The organism is Burkholderia sp. AU45251 (assembly GCF_030482905.1).
In the GTDB taxonomy this organism is placed as follows: domain Bacteria; phylum Pseudomonadota; class Gammaproteobacteria; order Burkholderiales; family Burkholderiaceae; genus Burkholderia; species Burkholderia aenigmatica.
This window is the reverse complement of sequence record NZ_JAUJQH010000003.1, coordinates 355,477-379,687: the sequence shown is the minus strand read 5'-3', so window position 1 is coordinate 379,687 and position 24,211 is coordinate 355,477. Positions and strand designations below refer to the sequence as shown.

At 68.4% G+C, this 24,211-nt stretch carries 22 protein-coding genes; 8 read left to right on the top strand and 14 right to left on the bottom strand.

Annotated elements, in window-relative coordinates; genetic code table 11:
- The first annotated feature begins 32 nt into the window (after positions 1-32).
- Both QZM67_RS11405 and QZM67_RS11400 read left to right on the top strand, forming a co-directional pair.
- Positions 33-230 (top strand): type II toxin-antitoxin system VapB family antitoxin, encoded by a 198-nt coding sequence (locus QZM67_RS11405; protein WP_006752328.1) that lies wholly within the window; start codon positions 33-35, stop codon positions 228-230.
- The gene (locus tag QZM67_RS11400; RefSeq protein WP_175022833.1) at positions 227-598 is read left to right on the top strand and encodes a type II toxin-antitoxin system VapC family toxin; all 372 of its coding nucleotides are present in this window, start codon (positions 227-229) and stop codon (positions 596-598) included. The genes QZM67_RS11405 and QZM67_RS11400 overlap by 4 nt, the downstream gene beginning before the upstream one ends.
- A gap of 128 nt (positions 599-726) precedes the next feature.
- Here QZM67_RS11400 and QZM67_RS11395 read toward each other — a convergent pair whose 3' ends face one another.
- Positions 727-2,304, bottom strand: a complete 1,578-nt coding sequence (locus QZM67_RS11395; protein ID WP_301802830.1) for an aldehyde dehydrogenase (NADP(+)) — start codon at positions 2,302-2,304, stop codon at positions 727-729.
- A 247-nt stretch (positions 2,305-2,551) separates the two neighbouring features.
- Between QZM67_RS11395 and QZM67_RS11390 the strand changes: the two genes are divergently transcribed.
- Complete coding sequence (locus QZM67_RS11390; protein ID WP_301802828.1) at positions 2,552-3,931, top strand: MFS transporter; 1,380 nt, start codon at positions 2,552-2,554, stop codon at positions 3,929-3,931.
- A 68-nt stretch (positions 3,932-3,999) separates the two neighbouring features.
- Here QZM67_RS11390 and QZM67_RS11385 read toward each other — a convergent pair whose 3' ends face one another.
- Positions 4,000-4,725: a site-2 protease family protein gene (locus tag QZM67_RS11385; protein WP_193099735.1), complete on the bottom strand. Its 726-nt coding sequence runs from the start codon at positions 4,723-4,725 to the stop codon at positions 4,000-4,002.
- Positions 4,722-5,675: a DUF2167 domain-containing protein gene (locus QZM67_RS11380; RefSeq protein WP_043180877.1), complete on the bottom strand. Its 954-nt coding sequence runs from the start codon at positions 5,673-5,675 to the stop codon at positions 4,722-4,724. Before QZM67_RS11380 ends, QZM67_RS11385 begins: the two co-directional genes overlap by 4 nt.
- Before the next feature lie 196 nt (positions 5,676-5,871).
- Here QZM67_RS11380 and QZM67_RS11375 point away from each other — a divergent pair, with 196 nt between their 5' ends.
- Both QZM67_RS11375 and QZM67_RS11370 read left to right on the top strand, forming a co-directional pair.
- Positions 5,872-6,717, top strand: coding sequence for a helix-turn-helix domain-containing protein (locus QZM67_RS11375; RefSeq protein ID WP_301802824.1), 846 nt, complete (start codon positions 5,872-5,874; stop codon positions 6,715-6,717).
- A gap of 221 nt (positions 6,718-6,938) precedes the next feature.
- A complete protein-coding gene (locus tag QZM67_RS11370; RefSeq protein WP_175022840.1) occupies positions 6,939-7,967 on the top strand; it encodes a hypothetical protein in 1,029 nt (342 codons plus the stop codon).
- 15 nt (positions 7,968-7,982) lie between these two features.
- Here QZM67_RS11370 and QZM67_RS11365 read toward each other — a convergent pair whose 3' ends face one another.
- The 11 genes from QZM67_RS11365 to QZM67_RS11315 form a co-directional block, all read right to left on the bottom strand.
- A complete protein-coding gene (locus tag QZM67_RS11365) occupies positions 7,983-9,365 on the bottom strand; it encodes a dihydroorotase (RefSeq protein ID WP_301802818.1) in 1,383 nt (460 codons plus the stop codon).
- Positions 9,366-9,368: 3 nt separating this feature from the next.
- Positions 9,369-9,929 (bottom strand): carbonate dehydratase, encoded by a 561-nt coding sequence (locus QZM67_RS11360; RefSeq protein WP_043180884.1) that lies wholly within the window; start codon positions 9,927-9,929, stop codon positions 9,369-9,371.
- Positions 9,929-10,507 carry a 6-carboxytetrahydropterin synthase gene (locus tag QZM67_RS11355; protein ID WP_301802815.1) on the bottom strand — a complete coding sequence of 193 codons (579 nt, stop codon included), beginning with the start codon at positions 10,505-10,507 and terminating at the stop codon, positions 9,929-9,931. The genes QZM67_RS11360 and QZM67_RS11355 overlap by 1 nt, the downstream gene beginning before the upstream one ends.
- On the bottom strand, positions 10,501-11,421 hold the full coding sequence (gene folE2 / locus QZM67_RS11350; protein ID WP_301802813.1) for a GTP cyclohydrolase FolE2: 921 nt from the start codon (positions 11,419-11,421) through the stop codon (positions 10,501-10,503). The genes QZM67_RS11355 and folE2 overlap by 7 nt, the downstream gene beginning before the upstream one ends.
- 58 nt (positions 11,422-11,479) lie before the next feature.
- Positions 11,480-12,688 carry a zinc metallochaperone GTPase ZigA gene (zigA, locus tag QZM67_RS11345; protein ID WP_301802810.1) on the bottom strand — a complete coding sequence of 403 codons (1,209 nt, stop codon included), beginning with the start codon at positions 12,686-12,688 and terminating at the stop codon, positions 11,480-11,482.
- Between the two features lie 136 nt (positions 12,689-12,824).
- Entirely contained in the window at positions 12,825-14,036 is a 1,212-nt protein-coding gene (locus QZM67_RS11340; RefSeq protein ID WP_175022845.1) for an acyl-CoA dehydrogenase family protein, read from the bottom strand.
- On the bottom strand, positions 14,033-14,875 hold the full coding sequence (locus tag QZM67_RS11335; RefSeq protein WP_301802805.1) for a hypothetical protein: 843 nt from the start codon (positions 14,873-14,875) through the stop codon (positions 14,033-14,035). Before QZM67_RS11335 ends, QZM67_RS11340 begins: the two co-directional genes overlap by 4 nt.
- A 54-nt stretch (positions 14,876-14,929) precedes the next feature.
- Entirely contained in the window at positions 14,930-15,586 is a 657-nt protein-coding gene (locus QZM67_RS11330; RefSeq protein WP_175022848.1) for a methionine ABC transporter permease, read from the bottom strand.
- Positions 15,579-16,766, bottom strand: a complete 1,188-nt coding sequence (locus tag QZM67_RS11325; protein ID WP_301802802.1) for a methionine ABC transporter ATP-binding protein — start codon at positions 16,764-16,766, stop codon at positions 15,579-15,581. Before QZM67_RS11325 ends, QZM67_RS11330 begins: the two co-directional genes overlap by 8 nt.
- Positions 16,767-16,784: 18 nt before the next feature.
- The gene (locus tag QZM67_RS11320; RefSeq protein ID WP_301802797.1) at positions 16,785-18,197 is read right to left on the bottom strand and encodes an LLM class flavin-dependent oxidoreductase; all 1,413 of its coding nucleotides are present in this window, start codon (positions 18,195-18,197) and stop codon (positions 16,785-16,787) included.
- 11 nt (positions 18,198-18,208) lie between these two features.
- Positions 18,209-19,039: a MetQ/NlpA family ABC transporter substrate-binding protein gene (locus QZM67_RS11315; protein ID WP_175022854.1), complete on the bottom strand. Its 831-nt coding sequence runs from the start codon at positions 19,037-19,039 to the stop codon at positions 18,209-18,211.
- A gap of 434 nt (positions 19,040-19,473) precedes the next feature.
- Here QZM67_RS11315 and QZM67_RS11310 point away from each other — a divergent pair, with 434 nt between their 5' ends.
- From QZM67_RS11310 to QZM67_RS11300, 3 genes are all read left to right on the top strand, one after another.
- Positions 19,474-20,838, top strand: a complete 1,365-nt coding sequence (locus QZM67_RS11310) for a 2-hydroxycarboxylate transporter family protein (RefSeq protein ID WP_043180896.1) — start codon at positions 19,474-19,476, stop codon at positions 20,836-20,838.
- Between the two features lie 127 nt (positions 20,839-20,965).
- The gene (locus QZM67_RS11305) at positions 20,966-22,849 is read left to right on the top strand and encodes an ATP-binding protein (protein ID WP_301802793.1); all 1,884 of its coding nucleotides are present in this window, start codon (positions 20,966-20,968) and stop codon (positions 22,847-22,849) included.
- Positions 22,839-24,200: a sigma-54 dependent transcriptional regulator gene (locus tag QZM67_RS11300; protein ID WP_301802789.1), complete on the top strand. Its 1,362-nt coding sequence runs from the start codon at positions 22,839-22,841 to the stop codon at positions 24,198-24,200. The genes QZM67_RS11305 and QZM67_RS11300 overlap by 11 nt, the downstream gene beginning before the upstream one ends.
- Positions 24,201-24,211: the final 11 nt, after the last annotated feature.

The window sequence follows — 24,211 nt, the reverse complement described above, 5'->3', positions numbered from 1 at the left end:
AATTGATGCGTCAGTCCTTTCCGGAGCCCACCATGCGTACCACCTTGTCCCTTGACGACGCTCTGCTCGCCAAAGCGCAGCAATTGACCGGCGTCACTGAAAAATCGGCACTGGTGAGAGAAGCGTTGCGCGCGCTGATCGCCCGCGAAAGTGCACGGCGACTCGCTCGCCTCGGCGGTACCGAGCCTGACCTCGAATCCGTTCCGCGCCGCCCGTCGGAGCCGGCATGATCCTGGTCGACACCTCGGTCTGGATTGACCATCTGCGGGCCGGCGACGTCACGCTCACCACCCTGCTGGAAACCGAACGGGTATTGATCCATCCCTTCGTCATCGGCGAACTCGCGCTCGTCAGCCTGCGCGATCGCCAGACTGTGCTGGACGCGTTACGCGACCTGCCCGTCGCCGTTTCGGCAACCGACGACGAAGTTCAACGCATGATCGACGTCGCGCCGCTTCACGGGCTCGGCATCGGCTACGTCGACGCACACTTGCTCGCTTCGGTCCGGCTGACCAGCGGCAGCAAGCTGTGGACGCGCGACCGGCGCCTGCTGGCCGCTGCCGATCGCCTGGGGCTGGTTGCCCACCCCACGCATTGATCCGGCGAAACCGGCAACACGAAAGCCGGCCATGAAAAAAGGCGGAAGCGGCCAACCGGCCCCTTCCGCCTTTCCGCTTCCGGGCATCATCCCGGCATACTCGCCGCCGAGATCACCCCCTCAGTCGATCACTCCGCCTTCCCGTCCCGCAGCCGCGGAATCTCAAGCGGATTGCGCTCCTGCAATCCTTCCGGCAGCAGATCGTCCGGGAAATCCTGGTAGCACACCGGCCGCAGGAAACGCTCGATCGCCGTCGCGCCGACCGACGTGACCGCCGGGTTCGACGTTGCGGGGAACGGCCCGCCGTGCACCATCGCGTCGCACACTTCGACGCCGGTCGGGTAGCCGTTCACGAGCAGGCGCCCGGCCTTGCGTTCGAGGATCGGCAGCAGCCGGCGCGCGAGCGGCTTGTCGTCGGCGTCCAGTTGCAGCGTGGCCGTCAGCTGGCCTTCGAGCGCGTCGAGCACGCGCGCGACTTCGTCGAGATCGCGGCAACGCACGATCAGCGACGCCGGACCGAACACCTCGTGGCCGAACGCCGGCTCGGCCAGGAACGCCTGCGCACCGACTTCGTACAGCGCGCCGCCGGCCTGACAGTCGGTCTGCGCCGCCTCGCCCGCGCCGATCTCACGCACGCCCGGCAGTTCGGCCAGCTTGCCGCGGCCGTTGCGATACGCATCGGCGATGCCGCGCGTGAGCATCACGCCGGCCGGCTTCTTCGCGAGCGCCTGCGCGGCGACGGTTTCGAAGCGGTCGAGATCGGGGCCGTCGATCGCGAGCACGAGGCCCGGGTTGGTACAGAACTGACCGACGCCGAGCGTCAGCGAATCGACGAAGCCCGTCGCGATCGCATCGCCGCGTGCGGCGAGCGCCGCCGGGAACAGCACGACGGGGTTGATGCTGCTCATTTCCGCGTAGACGGGAATCGGCTGCGGGCGCGCGTTCGCGAGTTGCACGAGCGCCATGCCGCCCTGCCGCGAGCCGGTGAAACCGACGGCCTGGATCGCCGGATGGCTGACGAGCGCCGCACCGATCACGCGGCCGGGGCCGACCAGCAGCGAGAACACGCCGGCCGGCATCCCGGTTTTGGCGACGGCGGCGCGGATCGCGCGGCCAACCAGCTCGGACGTGCCGAGGTGTGCCTCGTGCGCCTTCACGATCACCGGGCAGCCGGCCGCGAGCGCCGACGCCGTATCGCCGCCGGCCACCGAGAATGCGAGCGGAAAATTGCTCGCGCCGAACACGGCGACGGGCCCGAGCCCGACTTTCTGCAGCCGCAGGTCCGAACGCGGCAGCGGCGTGCGCGCAGGCTGCGCCGGATCGATCGACGCGGCCAGGAAACGCCCGTCGCGCACGACGCGCGCGAACAGCCGGAGCTGGCCGACGGTGCGGCCGCGCTCGCCCTGCAGCCGCGCGACAGGCAGGCCCGTTTCGGCGTGTGCGCGCTCGATCAGCGCGTCGCCGAGCGCGACGATTTCATCCGCGATCGCGTCGAGAAACGCCGCGCGGGCCGCGAGCGGCTGTGCGCGGTATGCATCGAACGCATCGCGCGCGAGTTCGCATGCGCGCTCGACGTCGGCCTGCGTCGCGACGCCGAACGCCGGCGCGTCGATCGGCGCGCCTTTCGACGGGTCGAACGCGCGCAAGGTACCGGCCGAGCCGGCCACCGCGTCGGCGCCGATCAGCATCTCTCCTGTCAGTTGCATGGGATGTGCTCCGTGGTTCGGGAATGGGTGGCTCATTGTAGCCCAACAGATACGATGTCCGCTCACTAGAAATCAATATTATCGCCCGCACCCAAGCCGGTGCCGAAGCACGCCAAACCCTTACAAAGCGGGCAAACCCTCGAATAATTGACGATTTCACGTCATCATCCAAAGGGAAAACCCGAGCTTTCTGCCGCTGATCATTGCCAATAAACTGCTGCCACGTCATACGACGACATACATTAAAGTGCCTAATCAGACTACCTCTCGCGACCTTCCGCTCGACCTCGCGCGCACCGCGCGCCGGACCGCCGTGCGCTACTGGATCCTGGCGATGCTGTTCGTCGTCACGACGCTCAACTATGCGGACCGCGCGACGCTGTCGATCACCGGCACGCCGATCCGCAAGGCGTTCGGCATCGATCCGGTGACGATGGGCTACATCTTCTCGGCATTCAGCTGGGCGTATGTGCTCGCGCAACTGCCGAGCGGCTGGCTGCTCGACCGCTTCGGCGCGCGCCGCGTGTATGCGGCCAGCATCTTCCTGTGGTCGGCGTTCACGCTGCTGCAGAGCACGATCGGCCTCGGCGGCAGCGCCGCGTTCGCGGTCGCCGCGCTGTTCGCGATGCGCTTCGCGGTTGGCATCGCCGAAGCCCCCGCGTTTCCCGCGAACGCGAAGGTCGTCGCGAGCTGGTTCCCGACCGCCGAGCGCGGCACCGCATCGGCGATCTTCAACGCCGCGCAGTACTTCGCGGCCGTGGTGTTCTCGCCGCTGATGGCGTGGCTCACGCACGCGTACGGCTGGCATCAGGTGTATCTGTGGCTCGGCCTCGCGGGCGTCGCGCTCGCGTTCCTGTGGCTGCGGGTCATGAAGGACCCGGCCGACCATCCGGCCGTGAACCGCGCGGAACTCGAACACATCGAACAAGGTGGCGGCCTGGTGCGCACCGCCGCACGCAGCAGCAACGGCTCGCGCTCGGAAAGCAGCCGCGTCGCCGGCTGGTACTACGTGCGCCAGCTGCTGTCGAACCGGATGCTGATCGGCGTGTACCTCGGCCAGTACTGCGTGAACGTGCTCACGTACTTCTTCCTCACGTGGTTCCCGATCTATCTCGTGCAAGCGCGCGGGATGTCGCTGCTGAAGGCCGGCTTCATGACGTCGCTGCCCGCGATCTGCGGGTTCCTCGGCGGCGTGCTCGGCGGGATGCTGTCGGACGGGCTGATCCGCCGCGGCGTGTCGCTGACGCTCGCGCGCAAGATCCCGATCGTCGGCGGGATGGCGCTGTCGATGGTCATCATCGGCTGCAATTACGTCGACAGCGAAGTGCTGGTGATCGCGCTGATGGCCGTGTCGTTCTTCGGCAAGGGCATCGGCTCGCTCGGCTGGGCCGTCGTCGCGGATACCGCGCCGAAGGAGGCGATCGGCCTGTCGGGCAGCCTGTTCAACATGTTCGGCAACACGGCCGGGATCGTCGCGCCGATCGCGATCGGCTACCTCGTCGGCGCGAGCGGCTCGTTCAACGGCGCACTCGTGTTCGTCGGGCTGAACGCGCTCGTCACCGTGTTCAGCTATCTCGTGATCGTGAAGGACATCAGACGCGTCGAATTGCGTCATCGCGACGCCTGAGGTTCGACCACGCAAAAAAACGGCGGCCGCATAAAACCGGCCGCCGTTTTTGCATCAGGTATCGGGCGTCAGATCGACGAATGCGCGACGCGCAGCATGTCGTGCACGCCGGACGTCATCAGCGCGAGGAACGCGAGCAGGCCGACGTAGCAGAGCGCATAGGTCGTCTTCGTCTCGATCGACGTCGCGTAGTACACGCGGTTTTCCGGCGCGTCGGGATCGTAGCGCCACGCGCGTTTCAGCTGCGGCAGCGCGAGGATCGCCATCACGATCAGCAGCGGGCTCGGGCGATACACGAACAGCGCGATCAGCACGGGCACGCCCGCGAACCAGATGCGCGGCGACAGCACCGCGGTGATCCGCCCGCCGTCGAACGGCGACAGCGGAATCATGTTGAACAGGTTCAGGAAGAAACCCGTGTACGACAGCGCGAGCAGCAGGTTGCTGTCGTAGTGGCGCGCCGCCGCGTAGCAGGCCAGCGCACCGAGCGTGCCGACGAACGGCCCGGCGAGCCCGACATACGCCTCGGTTTCCGCGTCGTGCGGCATCTCCTTCAACTGGATCCACGCGCCGACGAACGGGATGAAGGTCGGCAGCCCGACGTCGAGCCCGCGCCGCTGCGCGGCGAGGTAGTGGCCGGCCTCGTGCACCAGCAGCAGTGCCACGAAACCGGCCGCGAAGCGCCAGCCGTAGAACAGCGCGTAGACCGCGATCGACGCGAGCATGGTGCCCGCCGACACGAGCACCTTGCCAAGCTTGAGGCCGCCGAAAATCAGCAGCAACAGCTTCGTCATTCCTTGCGCTCCGCGCCGGACACGTCGGATGCATCGGCGACGGCCGGCACCGCGGCCGCCTTCGGCTTGCGCCCGAAGAAGCGCTTCAGCGCCGCGCCGCCGGCCAGCAGCGCCACCGCGCCGATCTTGAAGAACTTCACCGCGAACGCGCCGATCAGCGCGAGCAGGCCGAGCTTCTTCGCGCCGACGCCGACGATCAGCGCCGCGAGGCCATACTCGGCGACGTGGTCGGTCGACTTGTTGAAATCGGCGTAGCGCTTGCCGTCGTTGAAGCTGATGTTCGACAGCAGGTCGTCGGCCGACGCCTTGTATTTCGGCAGGTCGGCGAGCGTCGATGCCATCGTCAGCGACAGGTAGCCGTCGCGGCCGAGCACGAGCGTCCGGTAGTTCACGCCGTCGTTCTCGGCGTTCGGGGCCGCGCCCTTGTCGCGGATGATCGCGGACCACACGAGCCGGTGCGTGGCCGCGTCGTACGCGGGCGCCTTCGCCCAGCCGACCACCTCGGTTTCCGGCAGGCCGCGCTCCTTGCGCCCGGGGTTGTCTTCCTCGGTGCCGGCCTGCAGGCTCTTCAGCAGCTCGTCGGGCTTCCAGTCCTTCGCGTCGTCGTCGCGGATATAGCCGCTCGGCTCGAACGACACGACCGAGATCCAGTCGGCATCGGGATCGTCGGGCAGCACGAGGCCGACCAGCTTCGTTTCATCGATCGAGTTGCCCATCGAGCGCAGGTAGCGGCCGGCTTCGGCGGCCGGCACGAACGATTCGCCGGCCTTCAGCTTCAGCACGGCTTCGTGTTTCACGTCGATATCGGTCGGGCCCTTCACGACCGCGTCGTTGGCGGCCGCGGCGGCGGCCCTCATTTCCACCTGCGCAGCTTCGGTCTGCGCGTAGCTGGTGGTCACGGCGAATGCAAGCGTCGCCACGCAGGCGAGCCGGACGGCAAGTTTTTTCATTGTTGGATTCCCCTGGAATGCCTTGTCGTAAATATGCACGGCGTCGGCCCAGGCGTTTTCAATCGCGGGTCCGGCGTCGTCTCTCAGTTGGCACGGGGGCTATGGTAACGCAGCGACACGACACGCCCGAGAATCGGCTCGACGCTTACGTCGCAGGTAATGCCCAAGGTGCGCGGGATTGCCTATCATCAGCGTCATGAACCCGACCGCCGCCCTGCATTCACCCTCCCCGTCCGCCAGCCGCGCATCCGGCATCGGCCCGCTGTTGCGCACGTGGCGGCAACGCCGGCGCCTGAGCCAGATGGCGCTTGCGCTCGACGCGGAAGTCTCCGCGCGCCATCTGAGCTTCGTCGAATCGGGCCGCGCGCAGCCGAGCCGCGAGATGGTGCTGCATCTCGCGGAGCGTCTCGACGTGCCGCTGCGCGAGCGCAATGCGCTGCTCGTTGCGGCCGGCTTCGCGCCGCTGTTTCGCGAACGGCCGTTTTCGGATCCGCAACTGGATGCCGCGCGCCATGCGGTCGAAGCGGTGCTGCGCGGCCACGAGCCCTACCCGGCGCTCGCCGTGGACCGTCACTGGACGCTGCTCGCCGCGAACCGGATGCTCGGCGCGCTGGTCGCGCAGGCCGATCCGGCGCTGCTGCAGCCACCCGTCAACGTGCTGCGGCTGAGCCTGCATCCGGACGGCCTCGCGCCGCAGATCGTCAACTGGCATGAATGGCGCGCGCACATCCTGCATCGGCTGCAGCGGCAGATCGATGCAAGCGGCGACCGCGCGCTGCACACGCTGCGCGACGAACTCGCCGCCTATCCGGCGCCGGCCGGCCAGCCCGACGACACGCATGCGCGCACCGACTTCGCGGATATCGCCGTGCCGCTGCGGCTGCGCACGGCGGCCGGCGAGCTGACGTTCTTCAGTACGACGACGGTGTTCGGCACGCCGGTCGACGTGACGCTGTCGGAACTCGCCATCGAGGCGTTCTTTCCGGCGAACCCGGAGACGGTGGACGCGATGCGGGCGCTGGCGGACGCGTTGCCGGGGTAGTCTCGCCGGCGTCGTGACGGCAACGTGCCGGATGTGCACGCGGCCGTCGCCGGGCAATCGCGTTTGAACAATACAATGTGCGCCATTCGCACAAGATCCTGAAAGACCGTCCGCCACCGAGGGCCAACCGCATGGCGGCACCCTTCACCTGACGATGCCGGCATGTCCCGCGGCGTCGAGGCCATTCCAACCATGAATCCATTCCGTCGTTCGCGTTTCCGATGATTGCCGCTCCGATTTTCTCCGGCGCCTTCTTCATCGTTCTCGGCATTTCGTTTCTGGCGACCGTGTCCGTGCTGGTCTGGGCTGTCACGCTGGCGTTGTCGTCTCGCGCTCGCGGATGGTTTCGCACGCACCGGGGACGCGCATCTGGCCTGTTCGGCACGCTGTGCGTGTCGAGCAGCTTCTTTGTGGTGCTGGCGATCGCCTATCTGCGGATCGACCTGCAATCCAGAAAGGAGGAGGCCGCGCGGCATCCGACGCTGGAGAAGGCCACTCACTTGCTGGGCGTCGACATGCCGGCCGGCACCACCCTTTCGCTCACGACCGCCGGCAACCTGGCATCGATCGACGAGGCCGCGTTTCCGCATGAGGTCAGCGTCTACGGCATTCCCGCCGTGGCGCTGCGGACGGCGTCGGAATACGACGACGAAACACCGTGGCACGACCAGTCGCCCGTCACCCTCACGGCCCTGTCGCTGACCGTCACCGGCCCCCGCCCGATCGACGGATGGGTGTGCGGTCCGGGCGGGCCGCTGGAAATCGTGTTGCGCAAGGATGCCCGGATCAAGACGCTCTGGTGGTGCCATCTGGCCGACGGCAACCGCGTGGCCGGTTCCCTCGTGCCGGCCGGGTCGACCCTGATCAGAGGCACGACCCTGTATCTCGACGGCTCGCGTGACAACGACTATTGGCACCTCACTGTCGCCGAAGGCGCCCTGTTCGAACTGGCCGGATTGCCCTTGCGTAGCCCGGTGTTGAATCTCGACCGGCAACATCGCGTCGTGGCCCTCGCGTCCGGCACCCTGGCGCGCGCCGCCAGCGTCGGTGAGTTCACCTACCCCGCCGGAACCGAGGTCTCGTCCTTGGCACCCAGATTCCGCGAGAAATATCCCGGCGCATGGCTCTTCTCGCCTGCAGCAGGCCAGCCGGCCGTCAGCAAGAGCGACGGCACGATCGCCGACGGCCTGTCGGTCGTGCAGGCTCCGTCGGGGAAGGCTTACGTGCTCATCCGGAACCCCGCGCACTGAACGGGTAACGCGTCGCTACGCCGCCGCATCCAGAAACGTCACGGCCTGCCCGGCCGGCGCCCCGTTCAGCGCACCGTCGCGCACGACGACCTGCCCGCGCACGACCGTGTGCACGGGCCAGCCCGTCACCGCGCACCCGTCGTACGGCGTCCAGCCGCTCACGCTGGCGATCCATTCGTCGCGGATGATGCGGCGCGCGCGCAAGTCGACGAGGCTGAAATCGGCGTCGTAGCCCACCGCAATCCGCCCCTTCCCCGCGATGCCGAAGATCCGTGCCGGCCCGGCGCTGGTCAGGTCGACCAGCCGCGCGAGGCTCAGGCGGCCCGCCTGCACGTGATCGAGCATCAGCGGCAGCAGCGTCTGCACGCCGGTCATCCCGCTCGGCGACTGCGGATAGGGGCGGCGCTTTTCGTCGCGCGTATGCGGCGCGTGATCGCTGCCGATCACGTCGACCACGCCATCGCGAACGGCCTGCCACAGCGCGTCCTGATGATGCCGTTCGCGCACCGGCGGATTCATCTGTGCGAACGCGCCGAGCCGCGCGTAGCAATCGGGGGCGTGCAGGCTCAGGTGATGCGGCGTGACCTCGACGGTCACGCGATGCCGGTGCCGCGCGAGCAACGCCATTTCGTCGGCGGTGGACACGTGCAGCACATGCAGCCGGCGGCCCGTCTCGGCGGCCAGCCCGACGATGCGCCGCGTCGCGGCCAGTGCGCTTTCCGTGTCGCGCCAGCGATGATGATCGCGCACGTCGCCGCTCGCCTCCACGAGCGCCCGGCGTTCGCGCAGCCGCGCCTCGTCCTCCGCGTGCACGGCCATGCGCCGCCGCCCGTTGCGCACGATCCGGCGCAACACGGCTTCGTCGTCGGCCAACAGGTCGCCGAACGAACTGCCCATGAAGACCTTCACGCCCGCGCAGCCCGGCAGGTTCTCGAGCACCGGCAGCCGTTCGGCGTTCGCGGCCGAGCCGCCGATGTAGAACGCGTAGTCGCACCACGCACGGCCGCGCGCGAGATCCAGCTTGGCCTGCAGATCCTGCGCGGTCAGGGTCAGCGGATGCGTGTTGGGCATCTCGAAGATCGTCGTGACGCCGCCGAGCACCGCGCCGCGCGTGCCGGCCTCGATGGTTTCCTTGTGCGTCAGGCCGGGTTCGCGGAAATGCACCTGGCTGTCGACGACGCCCGGCAGCACATGCAGGCCATCGGCATTCAGCAGGACATCGGCGCTCCAGGTGCCGTGCAGCGCGCCAAGCGCGACGACGCGGCCGCCCGCGCACGCGATGTCGATCCGCTCGGCACCGTTGGGCGTGATCGCCGTGCCGCCGTGCACGAGCAGGTCGGCGTGACGTCGCTGCAGCGCGTCGCTCGCGCCCCCTTCGCGTCGAATGGGCTCGTCCATGATTCAGAACTCGTTCTGGATGTGCTTGTAGCCCAGCACCAGCGCATTGTTCGTGCGCGCGACGTCCTCGGAGAAATCGCTCGCGTCGGCCGTCACCTGCGGCAAGGCGGCGAGATCGGTTTCCGGCCCGATGCGCTCGGTCGAACGCACGTAGAAACCCGGCGGCAGGTGGCAGCCGTCGACGACCGCGTTGTAGCGCACCACGCAGCCGTCGTCGATCGTGCAGTTGAACAGCACGCTGTTGAAGCCGACGAATACGCCGTTACCGACCTTGCACGGCCCGTGGACGATCGCGCGATGCGCGATCGACGTATGCCGGCCGATGGTGACGCTCGCGCCCGACTTCGAATGGATCACCACGCCGTCCTGGATGTTCGAATGCGCACCGATCACGATCGGCGCGATCCGGCCGCCGCTATCCGTTTCGTCGGCGCGGATCACCGCGTACGGGCCGATGAACACGTTTTCCTCGACGATCACGAGCCCGCACAGAATGGCGGTCGGATCGACGAATGCGCTCGGGTGAATCTGCGGCAGGTCGCCGCGCGGGTTCTTTCTGATCATCAGGATGCCTGACTTGAAATGGGGCGGCCGCGCCTGATCCGCTCGAACAGGCCCGGATCGTGCCACTGCGCGGCAATGGCCGGCGCGAACACGATGTCGTCCAGGTCGATACGGCCCATGCGCGGGTTGAACGCATCGTCGCGAAAACACTGCGCGTAACCGGTCTCGGTCTCGTGAACGATGACCGAATGCAGCCGCACGTCGGCTTCGCCGTTCGACATGCGGGTGCAGGACAGCGCCGCATCGACGAGGCGGAAGAACACGCGCGAGAACTGCTCGGCGCTCGGCGACACGGGCAGCAGCACCCAGCGTTCGGAATGCCGGCGCATGCTCTCGACATAGCCGGGGTCGTCATCCGACCACAGCGTCACCGCATGGTCGAACGCGTCGATCAGGTCGCGCACGTCGCCCTTGAGCAGCCCGAAGTCGTAGATCATCTGCCCGCCGTCCAGCGCATGCGCTTCGAGCAGCAATTCGACGCGGTACGAATGGCCGTGGATCGAATGCGAACAGCGCCGCGTGCTGCAGCCGCGCACGACGTGCGCATTCTCGAACCGGAACAGCTTGCGGATCAGCATGCGTCGGCGCCTTCGCGCACCGGCGCGGCCCAGGCCACCGCATCGTGCGGATGCAGGCTTTCCAGATGGCGCACGTGCACGCGCGGGCTCGCATGGCGGCCGTCCAGCGCGGCCTGGACGCGGCGTGCGGCATCCTCGACGAACATCAGGTTCTCGCCGTTCAGCACCGCGAAGGCCTGCTCGTCCGCGCGCTTGACGGCCGTCTGCACCGGCGTGCCGAGTGCGTGCTCGATACGGTCGATCAGGTCGACCAGCCCCAGCGTCGCGCCATCGGCGGGCAGCCTCACGCTGACGACAGCTTCGCTGCGCTGGCTGTGCGGCGTGGCCGCCGTCGCATGCCGTTTCAGCCACGCCGCGACCGCCGCCGGTTCCACGCGATCGTCGCGGCCGAATGCCGTCAGGAACGCCTGCTCGACCCAGTGCCGCGACAAGGCGGCCGAGCACGGGCACGTCGACGAATAGACGACCGTCACCTGCGCACGCAGCTCGAACCCCGCGCCGTTCAGCATCGCGTCGACGCGAACCGGATAGGCTTTCCACCCGGCCAGCCCGTCGGTCACCAGCGCGGCGCGACGCGCCAGCAGGTCGAAGCGCAGCCGCAGCCGCGCACTGCGCGTGTCGCAGTCGAGATGGCTGTCGACCATGGCTTGCAACACCTGCTGAAGACCGGCCGGCGACAGCGCCGCGCCATCGCCGAGCCCGTCGAGCAGCCGGTACAGCCGCGACATGTGGATGCCCTTCACGTGCGGCGCGGGCAGATCGACCTGTACGTCGGCGCGCGCATGCACGTCGCGCCGGCAGCCGGGCTCGGCCACCGCGACGGGCAGGTCGATGCCCTGCATGCCGACCCATTCGAGCGGGCGGTGGCCCGGCGCGGCGTCGGTCAGGGAAATATCGGGAAGCGGTGCATTCATGCTCGTGATCCGGTGGAGCGCCTTCTCCATCCGGATCGATGCAGGAAGCGCGTTCAGGTCAGGGCCAGTCGTGAAACGGGTTGTCCCACGTGGTCCAGTGGTCGGGGCCGGTGGCCATTTCGGTGTCGGTCAGCAAACACGCGTCGAAGCGCGCGCGCAGCGCGGGCTCGTCCATGTCCATGCCGATCAGCACGAGTTCCTGCCGCGCATCGCCGACGCGTTCGTCCCAGCGCGCGCGGATCTGCGCGACGGCTTCCGCGTCCTGCGGCCAGCGCTCGGGCGGCATGGCCGCCCACCAGTAGCCGGCCGGCCCGTGCCGCGCGATCGCGCCGGCCTGGGACCACGAACCGGCGACGGTCGGGTGGGTGGCGAGCCAGAAGAACCCTTTCGAGCGGACGACGCCCGGCCATTCGCTTTCGACGAAATCGAAGAAACGCTGCGGGTGGAACGGCCGCCGCGCGCGGTAGACGAAGCTGCGGATCCCGTATTCGTCGGTCTCGGGCGTATGCGTGCCGCGCATCTCCTGCAGCCAGCCCGGCGCGCGCGACGCCGCGTCGAAATCGAACAGGCCCGTGTCGAGCACGCGCTCGAGCGGCACCTTGCCGAATTCGGCGATCTCGATCCGCGCGCGCGGGTTCAAGCCGTGCAGCAGCACGACGAGCCGCTCGCGCGCGCTTGCGTCGATCAGGTCGATCTTGTTGATCACGATCACGTCGCAGAACTCGATCTGATCGATCAGCAGATCGACCACCGTGCGCGCATCCTCGTCGCCCATCGATTCGCCGCGCGACTGCAGGCTGTCGCGCGACGCGTAGTCGCGCAGGAAATTGAACGCATCGACCACCGTCACCATCGTGTCGAGCCGCGCGACTTCGCCGAGGCTGCGGCCGTCCTCGCCTTCGAACGTGAACGTCTCGGCCACCGGCAGCGGCTCCGAGATGCCGGTCGATTCGATCACGAGCTGGTCGAACCGCCCCTCGCGCGCGAGCCGGTCGACCTCGATCAGCAGATCCTCGCGCAGCGTGCAGCAGATGCAGCCGTTGCTCATCTCGACCAGCTTCTCGTCGGTGCGCGACAGCCCCGCGCCGCCGTCGCGCACGAGCGCGGCGTCGATGTTGACCTCGGACATGTCGTTGACGATGACCGCAACGCGCCGGCCCTCGCGATTGTTCAGGATGTGGTTGAGCAGCGTCGTCTTGCCGGCGCCGAGGAAGCCGGACAGGACGGTCACGGGAAGCCGCGTGGACGGGTGGAGTGCGGAGCTCATCGGGCGATTCCGGAAGGAAGGTGGGCGATCATGGAGTGATACATTGTATCGAAACGATATAACATATCATCTCAAACGTCCAGCATGCCGGTTAGGTTTTGTCCGGAGCGGGCCGCGCCGCTCCGGCATCACGCCGTCATGTATATAGCGACGCCGGCGGCAACTCGCCCGTCAACGCGAACCTGCCCACATCCCGCAGCCGGTAGTCGAGCGGATCGTGCAGCGTATGCGTGCGCGCGTTCCGCCAGAAGCGGTCGAGGCCGAGCGGCGCGGCCGTCGCGCGTGCGCCGCATGCGTCGAACAGCGCCTCGCCGTTCTCGAGCGCCGCGCGCTGCGCGACGATCTTCGCCTCCGATACCGCGAGCGCCACCTCGGCGCGCTCGTCCGCCGTCAGCGCATCCTGCCGCGCCCACGCGCGCTGCAACGCGGTGGCCGCGCGATCGGCCAGCGCCGCCGCGGAGATCGCCCGCACACGCATGTCGCCGAAGCGCTGCAGCGTGTACGGATCGTCGCTCGCCTGCGCGACTTCCGACTGGATCCACGGGCGGCCCTGCGTCAGCACGTAGTCGCGCGCTTCCGCCAGCGCGCCTTCCGCGAGCCCGACGAACAGGTTCGTCAGCACGAGCTGCGACACGAGCGTGCGCAGCGTCGCACGCGGGGTCGGCGGCACCTCGGAACGGTGCAGCACCTCGTCCGCCGCGAGCGTCACGCCGTCGAAGCGCACGCTGCCGCTGTCGGTCTGTCGCTGGCCGATCGGATCCCAGTCTTCGTTGACCGTGATTCCCGCGCGATCGGTCGGCACCACGCCGAACACGGTGCGGCCGGTGTCCGGATCGTGCGCGGACACCGTCATCCGCTGCGAGCCGCGCGTGCCTGAGCAGAAGCCCTTCACGCCGTCGAGCCGGTAGCCGCCGTCGGGCGTCGCCGTGGCCACGAGCCGCGTGTCGAGCGGATTGACCGCATTGCCCCACCACCATTGCTGCTCGACCGTGCCGCGCAGGTAGCGCTCGCGCTGCGCGGCGTTGCCCCACACGTCGACGCTCACCACTTGCAGGCACTGGAACCCGACGAGATGCGCGAGCGCGCTGTCGACCCGCGCGATCTGCCGGATCACGTCGTAGATCGCCGGCCACGCCGCCTCCTGGCCGCCGAACGCACGCGGAACCGCGAGCGTCAGCAAACCCGCGTCGGCGAGCCACTGCTTCTCCTGCGCCGCGTGACCGCCCGCGCGGTCGCGCGCGGCGGCGGTCACGCGCAGCGCGTCGATCGCGCGCGCCAGCGCGTCGCGGTCGACGGCCGGTGTATCGGTATCCGGCGCGAGGGTCGCCGGGCCGCGCGGATCGTTCATGCGACAGCTTCCTGTTCAACGGTTTCACCCGACAGCGGCACGAGCGCGTCGAACCGGCGGCCGGTCAGCCGCGCCAGGATCTCGCGCCGCCAGTCGTCGTAGATCGCGCGGTATTCGGCGATATCCGCGCCGAATACCTGCGCGGTGTGCGCGTACTCGTCGTGCAGATAACCATCGAGCCGCGCCTGCGTTTCCTCGTCGGCCGCGATCACGCGATCGATCAGCGCGTCGCGTTCCGCCGCCGGCAGCGCCTTCAACGTGTCGAACCACCACTGGACGATCTGCACGCGATGCCACTCCTCGTCCGGCCGGATCCGGTTCTCGCCGTGCTCGCGCATCGCGGAATCGCCGATACGGCCGGTCTTGCGCTGGATCCACAGCTTCGCGAGGATGTGCAGCTCGTAATGCCATTCGAACGCGAGAAAGCCCGCGACATCACGCACCGCGATGTCGCCGATGCGGGCCCAGTGCGCGGCGACGAGCCGGTCGACTTCCGGCAGCGGATCGCGCCCCGTCAGTTCGGTCACGCGTTCGCGGCCGATCACCGCATGCGCGCCGTCGTCGCCGAGCTGGCGCGACAGGATCAGCTGGAAATGCGGATCGTTGCTGAACAGCGTGTCGATCGCCTTCGCGACGACCTGCACGATGAACAGGTCGTGCGACGCCATCTTCGTGTAGTAATCGGCGACGGCGGCCAGTTCGTCGTCATTGCGCGGCTCGCGCGGCGGCGTGGCGAGCTTCGCCGGGAAGTCCGGACGATGGCGTCGCGCCACGTCGAGAAACAGCGCTTCCTCGAATTGTCCGTTCCATTCGCGCGGTGCGCCGATGGGCAAAGTCATAGGTTGTGTTCTCTCAGGATCAGGAATGAAGCGAGCGGACGCTCGTGGCGTCGCTCAGGTGCGCCGGGTCACGCGTCGGACCAGGCGGTCGCCCGTGATTTGCACGGCCGAGACGAGCGCGATCAGGATCACGATCACGGTCGCCATGACGGTGGTGTCGAAACGCTGGTAGCCGTAGCGGATCGCGAGATCGCCGAGCCCGCCCGCGCCGACGGCGCCCGCCATCGCGGTCGAGCCGATCAGCGCGACGACGGTAATGGTGAAGCCGCCGAGCATGCCGGGCAGCGCTTCGGGCAACAGCACGTGCCAGACGATGTGGCGGCGCTTCGCGCCCATCGCGAGCGCGGCCTCGATCAGCCCGCGATCGACTTCGCGCAGGCTCACCTCGGCGATCCGCGCGAAGAACGGGATCGCGGCGATCGACAGCGGCACGACGGCCGCCCAGACGCCGATCGTCGTGCCGATCAGCACGCGCGTGAACGGCAGCAGCGCGACGAGCAGGATGATGAACGGCGTCGAGCGGAACACGTTGACGAGCGCGCCGAGCACCGCGTTGGCGCCGCGCCGTTCGTAGATGCCGCCGGGCGCGGTCGTCACGAGGATCACCGCGAGCGGGATGCCGATCAGCGCCGCGATCACGGCCGACGCGGCGACCATCGACAGCGTGTCGCGGATCGCGTCGAGCAGTTCGGGCCACCAGAGGTCAAACATAGCCGAGCACCTCCGCGTGATTCGCGTGGCGGCGCGCGCGTTCGAGCAGTGCCGCCACCGCACCGCCGCGGGCCGGCGACTGGCCGGCGTCGTCCGCGCGCGGGGCTGCCGCGATCACGAGCCGCCCCTGCGCATGCCCCTGGATGCGCTCGATCCCGCCGTGCAGGAACCGCACGGAGCCGCCGAGCGCCGCCGCGAGCGCGCCGACATCCGGCTCGCCGCCGCTCTCGCCCGTATAGCGGACGTCGAGCACGACCTGTGCGCCTTCGGGCAACGCGGCCTGCTCGGGCAACGGCCGCACGCGCGCGGCCAGTTCGGCCGGCAGGTCGTGTACGAGCGTGCTGAGCAGCGCACGTGTCGCGCCGTGGCGCGGATCGCCGAACACGCGCCACACGGGGCCCGTTTCGACGACTTCGCCCTGTTCGATCACCGCGACCGTGTCGCACACCGCGCGGATCACTTCCATCTCGTGCGTGATCAGCACGATCGTCAGCCCGAGGCGCCGGTTGATGTCGGCGAGCAGCGCGAGGATCGACTGCGTCGTCTCCGGATCGAGCGCCGAGGTCGCCTCGTCGCACAGCAGCACCTCGGGATCGTGCACCAGCGCCCTCGCAATGCCGACGCGCTGCTTCTGCCCGCCCGACAGGCTGGCTGGATACGCATCGCGCTTCGCGGTGAGCCCGACGAGTTCGAGTAGCGCGTCGGCCCGGCGCGTGCGCTCGGCCTTCGGCACGCCGGCGATCTTCAGCGGCAGCGCGACGTTCTCGAACACCGTCTTCGCGGACAGCAGGTTGAAATGCTGGAACACCATCCCGGTGCGACGCCGCAGCGCGACGAGGCCGTCCTCGTCGAGCGCGCCGACGTCGACGCCCTGCACGCGCACGCGGCCCGAGCTCGGGCGTTCGAGCCCGTTCACGAGCCGCAGCAGCGTCGACTTCCCGGCGCCGCTGCGGCCGATGATCCCGAATACCTCGCCGCGCCGTACGTCGAGCGTCACGTCGCGCAGCGCGGCGGCCTGGCCGCGCGGCGTCGCGAACACCTTGCCGACGTGCGCCAGCGACACGGCGGCAGCGCTGGCCGAGCCGGCCAACCCGGCCGCTTCGTCATATGTCGCGGCAGCGGCGCCGGCACGCGCGGCCGAGGCGTCGATGAAACCCAGCGTATCGAACAATTGCGTCATCGCTTCGCTCCGTCACGTTCAGGCATGCGCGGGATGCGCGGGTTCGGACACGGCAACCGGCCGGTGCTGCGCGCCCGTATGCCACGCGGGCAGCCGCGGGCCGGCGCCGAACAGCTTCTCGCGCAGCGTCGGCGCGGGATCGTAGTCTTCCTTGTAGACGCCGCGGTTCTGCAGTTCGGGCACGACCCAGTCGACGAAATCCTCGAACGACTCGGGCATCACGGTGCGCGTCAGGTTGAAGCCGTCGATGCCGGTCTCGTCGATCCACGACTGCAGCTCGTCCGCGACCTGCGACGGCGAGCCGACGATCGGCGCATAGCGGCCGCCCAGCGACATCTGTTCGAGCACCCGCCGCACGGTCCAGGTGCCGGTCGTGCTCTTGCGCGAGATCGCGTCGACCGCCGACTGGATCGAATCGGTCTTCACATACGAGATCGGCTCGTCGAGGCCGTACTTCGCGAAGTCGATCCCGGTCGAGCTCGCGAAATGCGCGAGGCCGGCTTCAGGGCTCGCATAGCGGCGGTATTCGTCGAACTTCTCGCGCGCGAGAAGTTCGGTTTCCGCCGTCACGACGCTCACGCCCGCGAAGATCTTGATCGACGCCGGGTCGCGTCCCTGCCGTGCAGCGGCCGCGCGGATGTCGAGCGCCGCCGCGCGCGCCGCGGCCTTGCTTTGTCCGTTCACGAACACGCATTCCGCATGCCGCCCCGCGAACTCGACGCCGCGTGCGGACGAACCGGCCTGGTACAGCACCGGCGTGCGCTGCAGCGACGGCTCGCTCAGATGAATCGCGTCGATCGAATAGAACGGCCCGTCGTGCTTCACGCGCCGCACCTTGCCCGGCTGCGCGAACACGCGGGCCTGCGCGTCGCGGATCACCGCGTCGTCGTCCCAGCTCTGCTCCCACAGCTTGTAGACGACGTCCATGTAGTCGTCCGCGCGTTCGTAGCGGTCGTCGTGGCCGATCTGCTGCGCGAGGCCCATCCCGCGCGCGGCGCTGTCGAGATAGCCGGTGACGATATTCCAGCCCACGCGCCCTTTCGTCAGGTGATCGAGCGTCGACATGCGGCGCGCGAACAGGTAAGGCGGTTCGTAGGTCAGGTTCGCGGTCACGCCGAAGCCGAGGTGCCGCGTGACCTGCGCCATCGCGGGCACCAGCAGCAGCGGATCGTTGACGGGCACCTGCACCGATTCGCGCAGCGCGGCATCGGGGCCGCCGCCGAACACGTCGTACACGCCGACGATGTCCGCGAGGAAGATCCCGTCGAACTTGCCGCGTTCGAGCGTCTTCGCGAGGTCGGCCCAGTAGTCGAGATCGGTGTAGTGCGCGGAGCGGTCGCGCGGATGGGTCCACAGCCCGTGATTGATGTGCCCGACGCAGTTCATGTTGAATGCGTTGAGCAGGATCTTCTTGCGGTTCGCCGTCGTCATGGTCGCCTCCGTCACCACGCGATCGCGTACAGCGAGCCGAACGCGTTGTCGAGCGCCTTGCGCACCGCCGGCGAATGCTGGTAGATCGCGATGAACTTGCGGATGCGCGGGTCGTTCACGCTGTCGGGCCGCACGACCCACTGCACCGCGAAATTCTTGTTCTCGGTGCCGTCGAACAGCAGCGCGCTGTTCGGGTCGGTCGTGCCGGCGAGCTTGATGAAGCTCGGATAGCCCTGCGCGAGATCGACGTCGTCGAGCGAGCGTGCGAGTTGCGACGCCTCGAGCGGGATGATCTTCAGGTGCTTCGGGTTGGCTACGATGTCGCGCGTCGTCGCGCGATAATCGGCGCCGGGCGTGAGCTTGATAAGGCCCGCGCGCTGCAGCAGCAACAGCCCGCGCCCGCCGTTGACCGGATCGTTCGCGATCGCGACCTTCGCGCCGTCCTTCAGCTCGCTGAAGCTTTTCACCTTCTTCGAATAGAGGCCGATCTTCATGATCGTGCCGGGCGCGATCGCGACGAAGTCGTAGCCGCCCTGCTTCTTCGCGTTCTCGAGAAACGGGATGTGCTGGAAGTAGTTGACGTCGATGTCCTTGTTCGCGAGCGCCGCGTTCGGCGTATTCCAGTCGGTGAACTCGATGATCTTCACGTCGAGCCCCTGCGCTTTCGCCTCCTTGGCGGCGATCTTCAGCGCATCGATCTGCGGGCTCGTCGCGATGCCGACCTTCAGCGGCGCGGTGTCGGCCTGCGCGCCATTGAGCAGCACGACGCCCAGCAGGGCGGCGGCCAGCAGACGCGCGAAGCGGCCGGCGGAAACACGGGCGGAAAAAACGGCATGCAGCATGGAAACCACTCTCCTGTCCAAAGGCGGTATCGACGGATGAGCGACGCCGCGGCGAACGCACGGGCGTTCTCCGGACAAGGTTCAAGCGCGTCGGAAAAGGATCAGCCGATGATAGAGAGCGACGCGGGGACGGTCTACGAAGCGATTGTGCGAAGAAAATCGCGCGCGGCGATATGGCGGGCGGCCACGCCGGATCGGGGGCCTGACCGGGCGCGCGGCCGGCCGCCAGGCCGAAATCTCGGCCTGGCGGCCGGGCGAATTCCGAAATCTCAGCCAGCCGGTCGGGCCACCATTTCCACAGACAAATAAAATTCCTTATAAATCAATGCATTAAAAATATTCCGGCAGGCCGGATTTCTGGCACGGGGGTTGCGTAATAGACGGCACACGATGCCGCGAAGCCATGCAGGCATACCAACATCAGGAGACACGTCTTGCAGACCTCTATCCAAACCCCGTCCCATCCGGAGCCGGTTTCCGACGCCGTCGCCGCCCCGCGCGAGCGCTTCTGGCCGGAAGGCTGGTGGAAACTGATGGAAATCCGCATCGGCATCATTCCGCTGCCCGTCTATTTCATCCTGCTCGCGCTGATCGTCGGCTTCTCGGTGACCGGCAAGGTGCCCGGCGAGATCTCGATGGCGATCGCGGTGCTCGCGTTCTTCGGCTTCACCTGTGCCGAACTCGGCAAGCGCCTGCCGCTCTTGCGCAACATCGGCGCGGCCGCGATCTTCGCGACCTTCGTGCCGTCGGCGCTCACGTACTACCACGTGCTGCCGAAGCCGGTGCTGAACGTCACCATCGAATTCACGAAGTCGACCAACTTCCTGTACCTGTTCATCGCGTCGATCATCGTCGGCAGCATCCTGAGCATGGATCGCCGCGTGCTGATCCAGGGCTTCGTGAAGATCTTCATCCCGCTCGCGGCCGGCTCGGTCGCAGCCGCGATCGTTGGCACGGCGGTCGGTACCGCGCTCGGTCTCGGGGCGCGCCACACGCTGCTGTACATCGTCGTGCCGATCATGGCGGGCGGCGTCGGCGAAGGCGCGATTCCGCTGTCGATCGGCTACTCGGAACTGATGCACCTGCCGCAGGGCGAGATGTTCGCGATGGTGCTGCCGCCGGTGATGCTCGGCAGCCTGACCGCGATCATCCTGTCGGGCGCGCTCGACATGCTCGGCAAGCGCTTCCCGCACCTGACCGGCAACGGCCGCCTGCAGGTCGGCGAATCGGGCGACATGACGCCCGAGAACGAGGAAATCCGCGGCCACGTCGACGTCTCGCACATCGCGGGCGCCGGCATCACGGCCATCACGCTGTACCTGGTCGGCCTGATGGCGCACAAGCTGTTCGGCCTGCCCGCGCCGGTCGCGATGCTGTTCCTCGCGGTGCTCGTGAAGCTCGCGCGCGCGGTGTCGCCGCCGCTGCAGGAAGGCGCGTTCGTGGTCTACAAGTTCTTCTCGACCGCCGTCACGTATCCGCTGCTGTTCGCGATCGGCGTCGCGATGACGCCGTGGGACAAGCTGACCGCCGCGTTCACGGTCGTCAACGTCGTCACGATCGTGTCGACCGTCGCGACGCTGATGGGCACCGGTTTCGTGGTCGGCCGCCTGATGAAGATGTACCCTATCGACACCGCAATCGTGAACGCCTGCCACAGCGGGCAAGGCGGCACCGGCGACGTCGCGATCCTGACCGCCGCGAACCGGATGCAGCTGATGCCGTTCGCGCAGATCGCGACGCGTATCGGCGGCGCGATCGTCGTCACGGTCACGCTGATCCTGATCGCCCACTTCGGATGACGCGCCGCCGCGCGCACCGTCGCGCAGGCCGCTTCGCACGCGCCGCCGCCGGCCCAGCCGGCGCGCGGCGCGCGTCGTTCAGGGCGTCGTTCCGGGCATCACGCCGTGCGGATGGTTGCGGGCTTCGATGAGGGCGAACGTGCAGAAGAGCTTCAAGGGAATCCCGTGGTGGGGCTGGGCCTCGGCCGGCGTGCTGTATGTATGCGTCGCGGCCGCGGCCGTCGATTTCGCGTGGGAACGCGCGATCGACGCGCTCGAGGAAACCGGCGCGCACCGGCTCGACCTGTATGCGTCGAGCCTGAAGAGCGAACTCGGCCGCTTCGAGATTCTGCCCGGCCTGGTCGCGCGGCAGGACGGCGTGCGCGCGATGCTGAAAGCCGCGCCGCAGGACGCCCCCAGGCTCGTGCACACGGTCGATACGTACCTCGAAGCGGTGAACCGCGACGCGGGCAGCGGCGCGGTCGACGTGATCGACCTGCGGGGCGACGTGATCGCCGCCAGCAACTGGAACGAGACGCTCAGCTTCGTCGGCACCAACGTGTCGTACCGGCCGTATTTCAAGGACGCGCTCGCGCGCGGCAGCGGCCGCTTCTTCGGCATCGGCACCAACACCGGCGTGCCGGGCGTCTACTTCGCCAGTGCGGTGCGCGACGACGGCGTGCCGATCGGCGTGGCCGCCGTGAAGATCAGCGTCGATCCGCTCGAATCGGCGTGGCGCGCGCCGGGCGTCGCCGCGATGGTCGTCGACAGCAACGGCGTGGTCGTGATCTCGACCGAACCCGCATGGAAATTCACCGCGCTGCGCCCGATCACCGCGCAGCAGCAGCGCGACATCCAGGCGTCGCGGCAATACGCGGGCCGCACGGTCGACGCGCTGCCGTACCGCCGCATCGGCGACCGCAGCGCGGCCGCATGGTTCGGCACCTTCCCCGATACGCGCCACAGCGGCCGCACCACGCGCTATCTCGTGATGTCGCGCCCCGCGCCGCAGGCCGGCGATTCACTGATGGTGCTGCTCGACATCGCGGGCGCGCGGCGCCAGCAGCAGACGGCCTTCGTGTTCGTCACCGGCGCGTTCCTGATCGCCGCACTGCTGGCCGGCTACGCGATCCAGCGCCGCCGGGCGATCGTCGCGCGGTTGAACGCGCAGGACGCGCTGCGCCGGGCGAACGACCAGCTCGAGCTGACCGTCGCGCAGCGTACGGCCGCGCTGACGGCCGCGAACGAACGGATGCAGCGCGAGATCGTCGAGCGCGAGCGCACCGAACAGCGGCTGCGCGCGTCCCAGCAGGAAGTCGTGCACGCAGGCAAGCTCGCGGTGCTCGGGCAGATGGCCGCCGGCCTCACGCACGAGCTGAACCAGCCGCTCGTCGCGATCCGCACGCTGTGCGACAACGCGCGCACGTTCTTCGAGCGCGGCCAGCCGGCGCCGGCGCTCGCCAATCTCGAGCGGATCAGCAAGCTCGTCGACAGCATGGCCGTCCTCACCGGCGAGCTGAAGACCTTCGCGCGCAAGCCCGACGTCGAGCGCGTCGCGGTGTCGCTGAACGAAGCCGTCGCGCATGCGCGGCTCATCTACGATGCGCGGATCCGCGACGAAGGGGTGCAGCTCGACGTGAACATCGCGCCCGGCACCGCCGTGTCGGCCGAATCGAGCCAGTTGCAGCAGGTGATCGTGAACCTGCTCGGCAACGCGCTCGACGCGGTGCATGACGCGCCCGTGCGCCGCATCGTCGTCGAAGCCACCGGGCCGGACGAAGCCGGCCGCGTGCGCTTCACCGTCGCCGACAGCGGCGCGGGCATCGCGCCCGAAGTGCTGGCGCACCTGTTCGAGCCGTTCGTCACGACCAAGCCGCGCGGCCAGGGTCTCGGGCTCGGCCTCGCGATCACGTCGCGCATCGTCGAGGCGTTCGGCGCGAAAATCGCCGCGACGAACCGCGACGAAGGCGGCGCGCAGTTCAGTATCGAATTCGCGGCGGCCACGCTGCAAAGGACAGAGCATGGAAGATGAGATTCGGGTGCTGGTCGTCGAGGACGATGAAAACGTCCGGATCGGCGTCGAGCAGGCGGTGGCGCTTGCCGGCTTCGCGGTCGATGCGTTCGCGTCGGCCGCCGACGCGCTGCATCACGTCGCGCCCGGCGCGCCGGTCGTGATCGTGTCGGACGTGCGGATGCCGGGCATCGACGGGCTGCAGCTGCTCGATCGCGTGATGGCGATCGATGCGCAGATCCCGGTCGTGCTGATCAGCGGCCATGCCGATATCTCGACGGCCGTCGGCGCGATGCAGGTCGGCGCGTACGACTTCATCGAGAAGCCGTTCTCGTCGGACGTGATCGCGGGACGCGTCGCGCGCGCGGTCGAGAAGCGCCGCCTGACGCTCGAGGTGCAGGGGCTGCGCGCGGCACTGAACAACTGGCAGGGCATCGAGGCGTTCGTGCTCGGCAAGTCGCCCGCGATGGCCGACGTGCGCAAGAAGATCCTGCGCCTCGCCGATACGTCGGTGTCAGTACTGATCACCGGCGAGACGGGCACCGGCAAGGAACTGATCGCGCGCAGCCTGCACGACTTCGGCGGCCGGCGCGACGCGCATTTCGTCGCGCTGAACTGCGGCGGCCTGCCGGAGCAGGTCTTCGAGAGCGAGTTGTTCGGGCATGAAGCCGGCGCGTTCACCGGCGCGATCAAGAAGCGCATCGGCAAGATCGAATGGGCGGACGGCGGCACGCTGTTCCTCGACGAGATCGAGACGATGCCGATTCCGCTGCAGATCAAGATGCTGCGCGTGCTGCAGGAACGCGTGGTCGAGCGGCTCGGCGCGAACGAGCTGATTCCGGTCGACTGCCGCGTGGTTGCCGCATCGAAGGCCGATCTCGCCGAGCTCGCGGCCGACGGCCGCTTTCGCGCGGACTTGCTGTATCGCCTCAACGTTGCGCAAATCGAACTGCCGCCGCTGCGCGAGCGGCGCGAGGACGTGCCGCTGCTGTTCGAGCATTTCGTGCTCGCGGCCGCGCGCCGCTTCGGGCAGCCGGCGCCGGTCGTCACGGCTGCGCAGGTGTCCGAACTGATGACGCACGCGTGGCCCGGCAACGTGCGCGAGCTGCAGAACGTGGCCGACCGCTTCGTGCTCGGGCTGACCGGCGACAGCCTGCTGTCGTCCGGCGGCACGCCGGCCGCGGGCGGCACGCTCGCGGAACAGCTCGCGTATTTCGAACGGATGCTGATCGAGGACATGCTGCAGCGTCACAACGGCAACGTCGCGGACGCAAGCGAAGCGCTCGGGATGCCGAAGAAGACGCTCTATCACAAGCTGCGCAACCTGCGGATTCCCGCGCGCGGCGACGCGGCGGCCGATGGCGGCGAATGACGCGAACGAGG

Coding starts and splice junctions, on each gene's coding strand:
- QZM67_RS11375 (WP_301802824.1), top strand. CDS start 5,872: ATGAACCCGACCGCCGCCCTGCATTCACCCTCCCCGTCCGCCAGCCGC.
- QZM67_RS11335 (WP_301802805.1), bottom strand. CDS start 14,875: ATGACTTTGCCCATCGGCGCACCGCGCGAATGGAACGGACAATTCGAG.
- QZM67_RS11365 (WP_301802818.1), bottom strand. CDS start 9,365: ATGGACGAGCCCATTCGACGCGAAGGGGGCGCGAGCGACGCGCTGCAG.
- QZM67_RS11315 (WP_175022854.1), bottom strand. CDS start 19,039: ATGCTGCATGCCGTTTTTTCCGCCCGTGTTTCCGCCGGCCGCTTCGCG.
- QZM67_RS11355 (WP_301802815.1), bottom strand. CDS start 10,507: ATGCTGATCCGCAAGCTGTTCCGGTTCGAGAATGCGCACGTCGTGCGC.
- QZM67_RS11370 (WP_175022840.1), top strand. CDS start 6,939: ATGATTGCCGCTCCGATTTTCTCCGGCGCCTTCTTCATCGTTCTCGGC.
- QZM67_RS11385 (WP_193099735.1), bottom strand. CDS start 4,725: ATGACGAAGCTGTTGCTGCTGATTTTCGGCGGCCTCAAGCTTGGCAAG.
- QZM67_RS11400 (WP_175022833.1), top strand. CDS start 227: ATGATCCTGGTCGACACCTCGGTCTGGATTGACCATCTGCGGGCCGGC.
- folE2 (WP_301802813.1), bottom strand. CDS start 11,421: ATGAATGCACCGCTTCCCGATATTTCCCTGACCGACGCCGCGCCGGGC.
- QZM67_RS11300 (WP_301802789.1), top strand. CDS start 22,839: ATGGAAGATGAGATTCGGGTGCTGGTCGTCGAGGACGATGAAAACGTC.
- QZM67_RS11325 (WP_301802802.1), bottom strand. CDS start 16,766: ATGACGCAATTGTTCGATACGCTGGGTTTCATCGACGCCTCGGCCGCG.
- QZM67_RS11360 (WP_043180884.1), bottom strand. CDS start 9,929: ATGATCAGAAAGAACCCGCGCGGCGACCTGCCGCAGATTCACCCGAGC.
- QZM67_RS11395 (WP_301802830.1), bottom strand. CDS start 2,304: ATGCAACTGACAGGAGAGATGCTGATCGGCGCCGACGCGGTGGCCGGC.
- QZM67_RS11380 (WP_043180877.1), bottom strand. CDS start 5,675: ATGAAAAAACTTGCCGTCCGGCTCGCCTGCGTGGCGACGCTTGCATTC.
- QZM67_RS11320 (WP_301802797.1), bottom strand. CDS start 18,197: ATGACGACGGCGAACCGCAAGAAGATCCTGCTCAACGCATTCAACATG.
- QZM67_RS11405 (WP_006752328.1), top strand. CDS start 33: ATGCGTACCACCTTGTCCCTTGACGACGCTCTGCTCGCCAAAGCGCAG.
- QZM67_RS11305 (WP_301802793.1), top strand. CDS start 20,966: ATGAGGGCGAACGTGCAGAAGAGCTTCAAGGGAATCCCGTGGTGGGGC.
- zigA (WP_301802810.1), bottom strand. CDS start 12,688: ATGAGCTCCGCACTCCACCCGTCCACGCGGCTTCCCGTGACCGTCCTG.
- QZM67_RS11330 (WP_175022848.1), bottom strand. CDS start 15,586: ATGTTTGACCTCTGGTGGCCCGAACTGCTCGACGCGATCCGCGACACG.
- QZM67_RS11340 (WP_175022845.1), bottom strand. CDS start 14,036: ATGAACGATCCGCGCGGCCCGGCGACCCTCGCGCCGGATACCGATACA.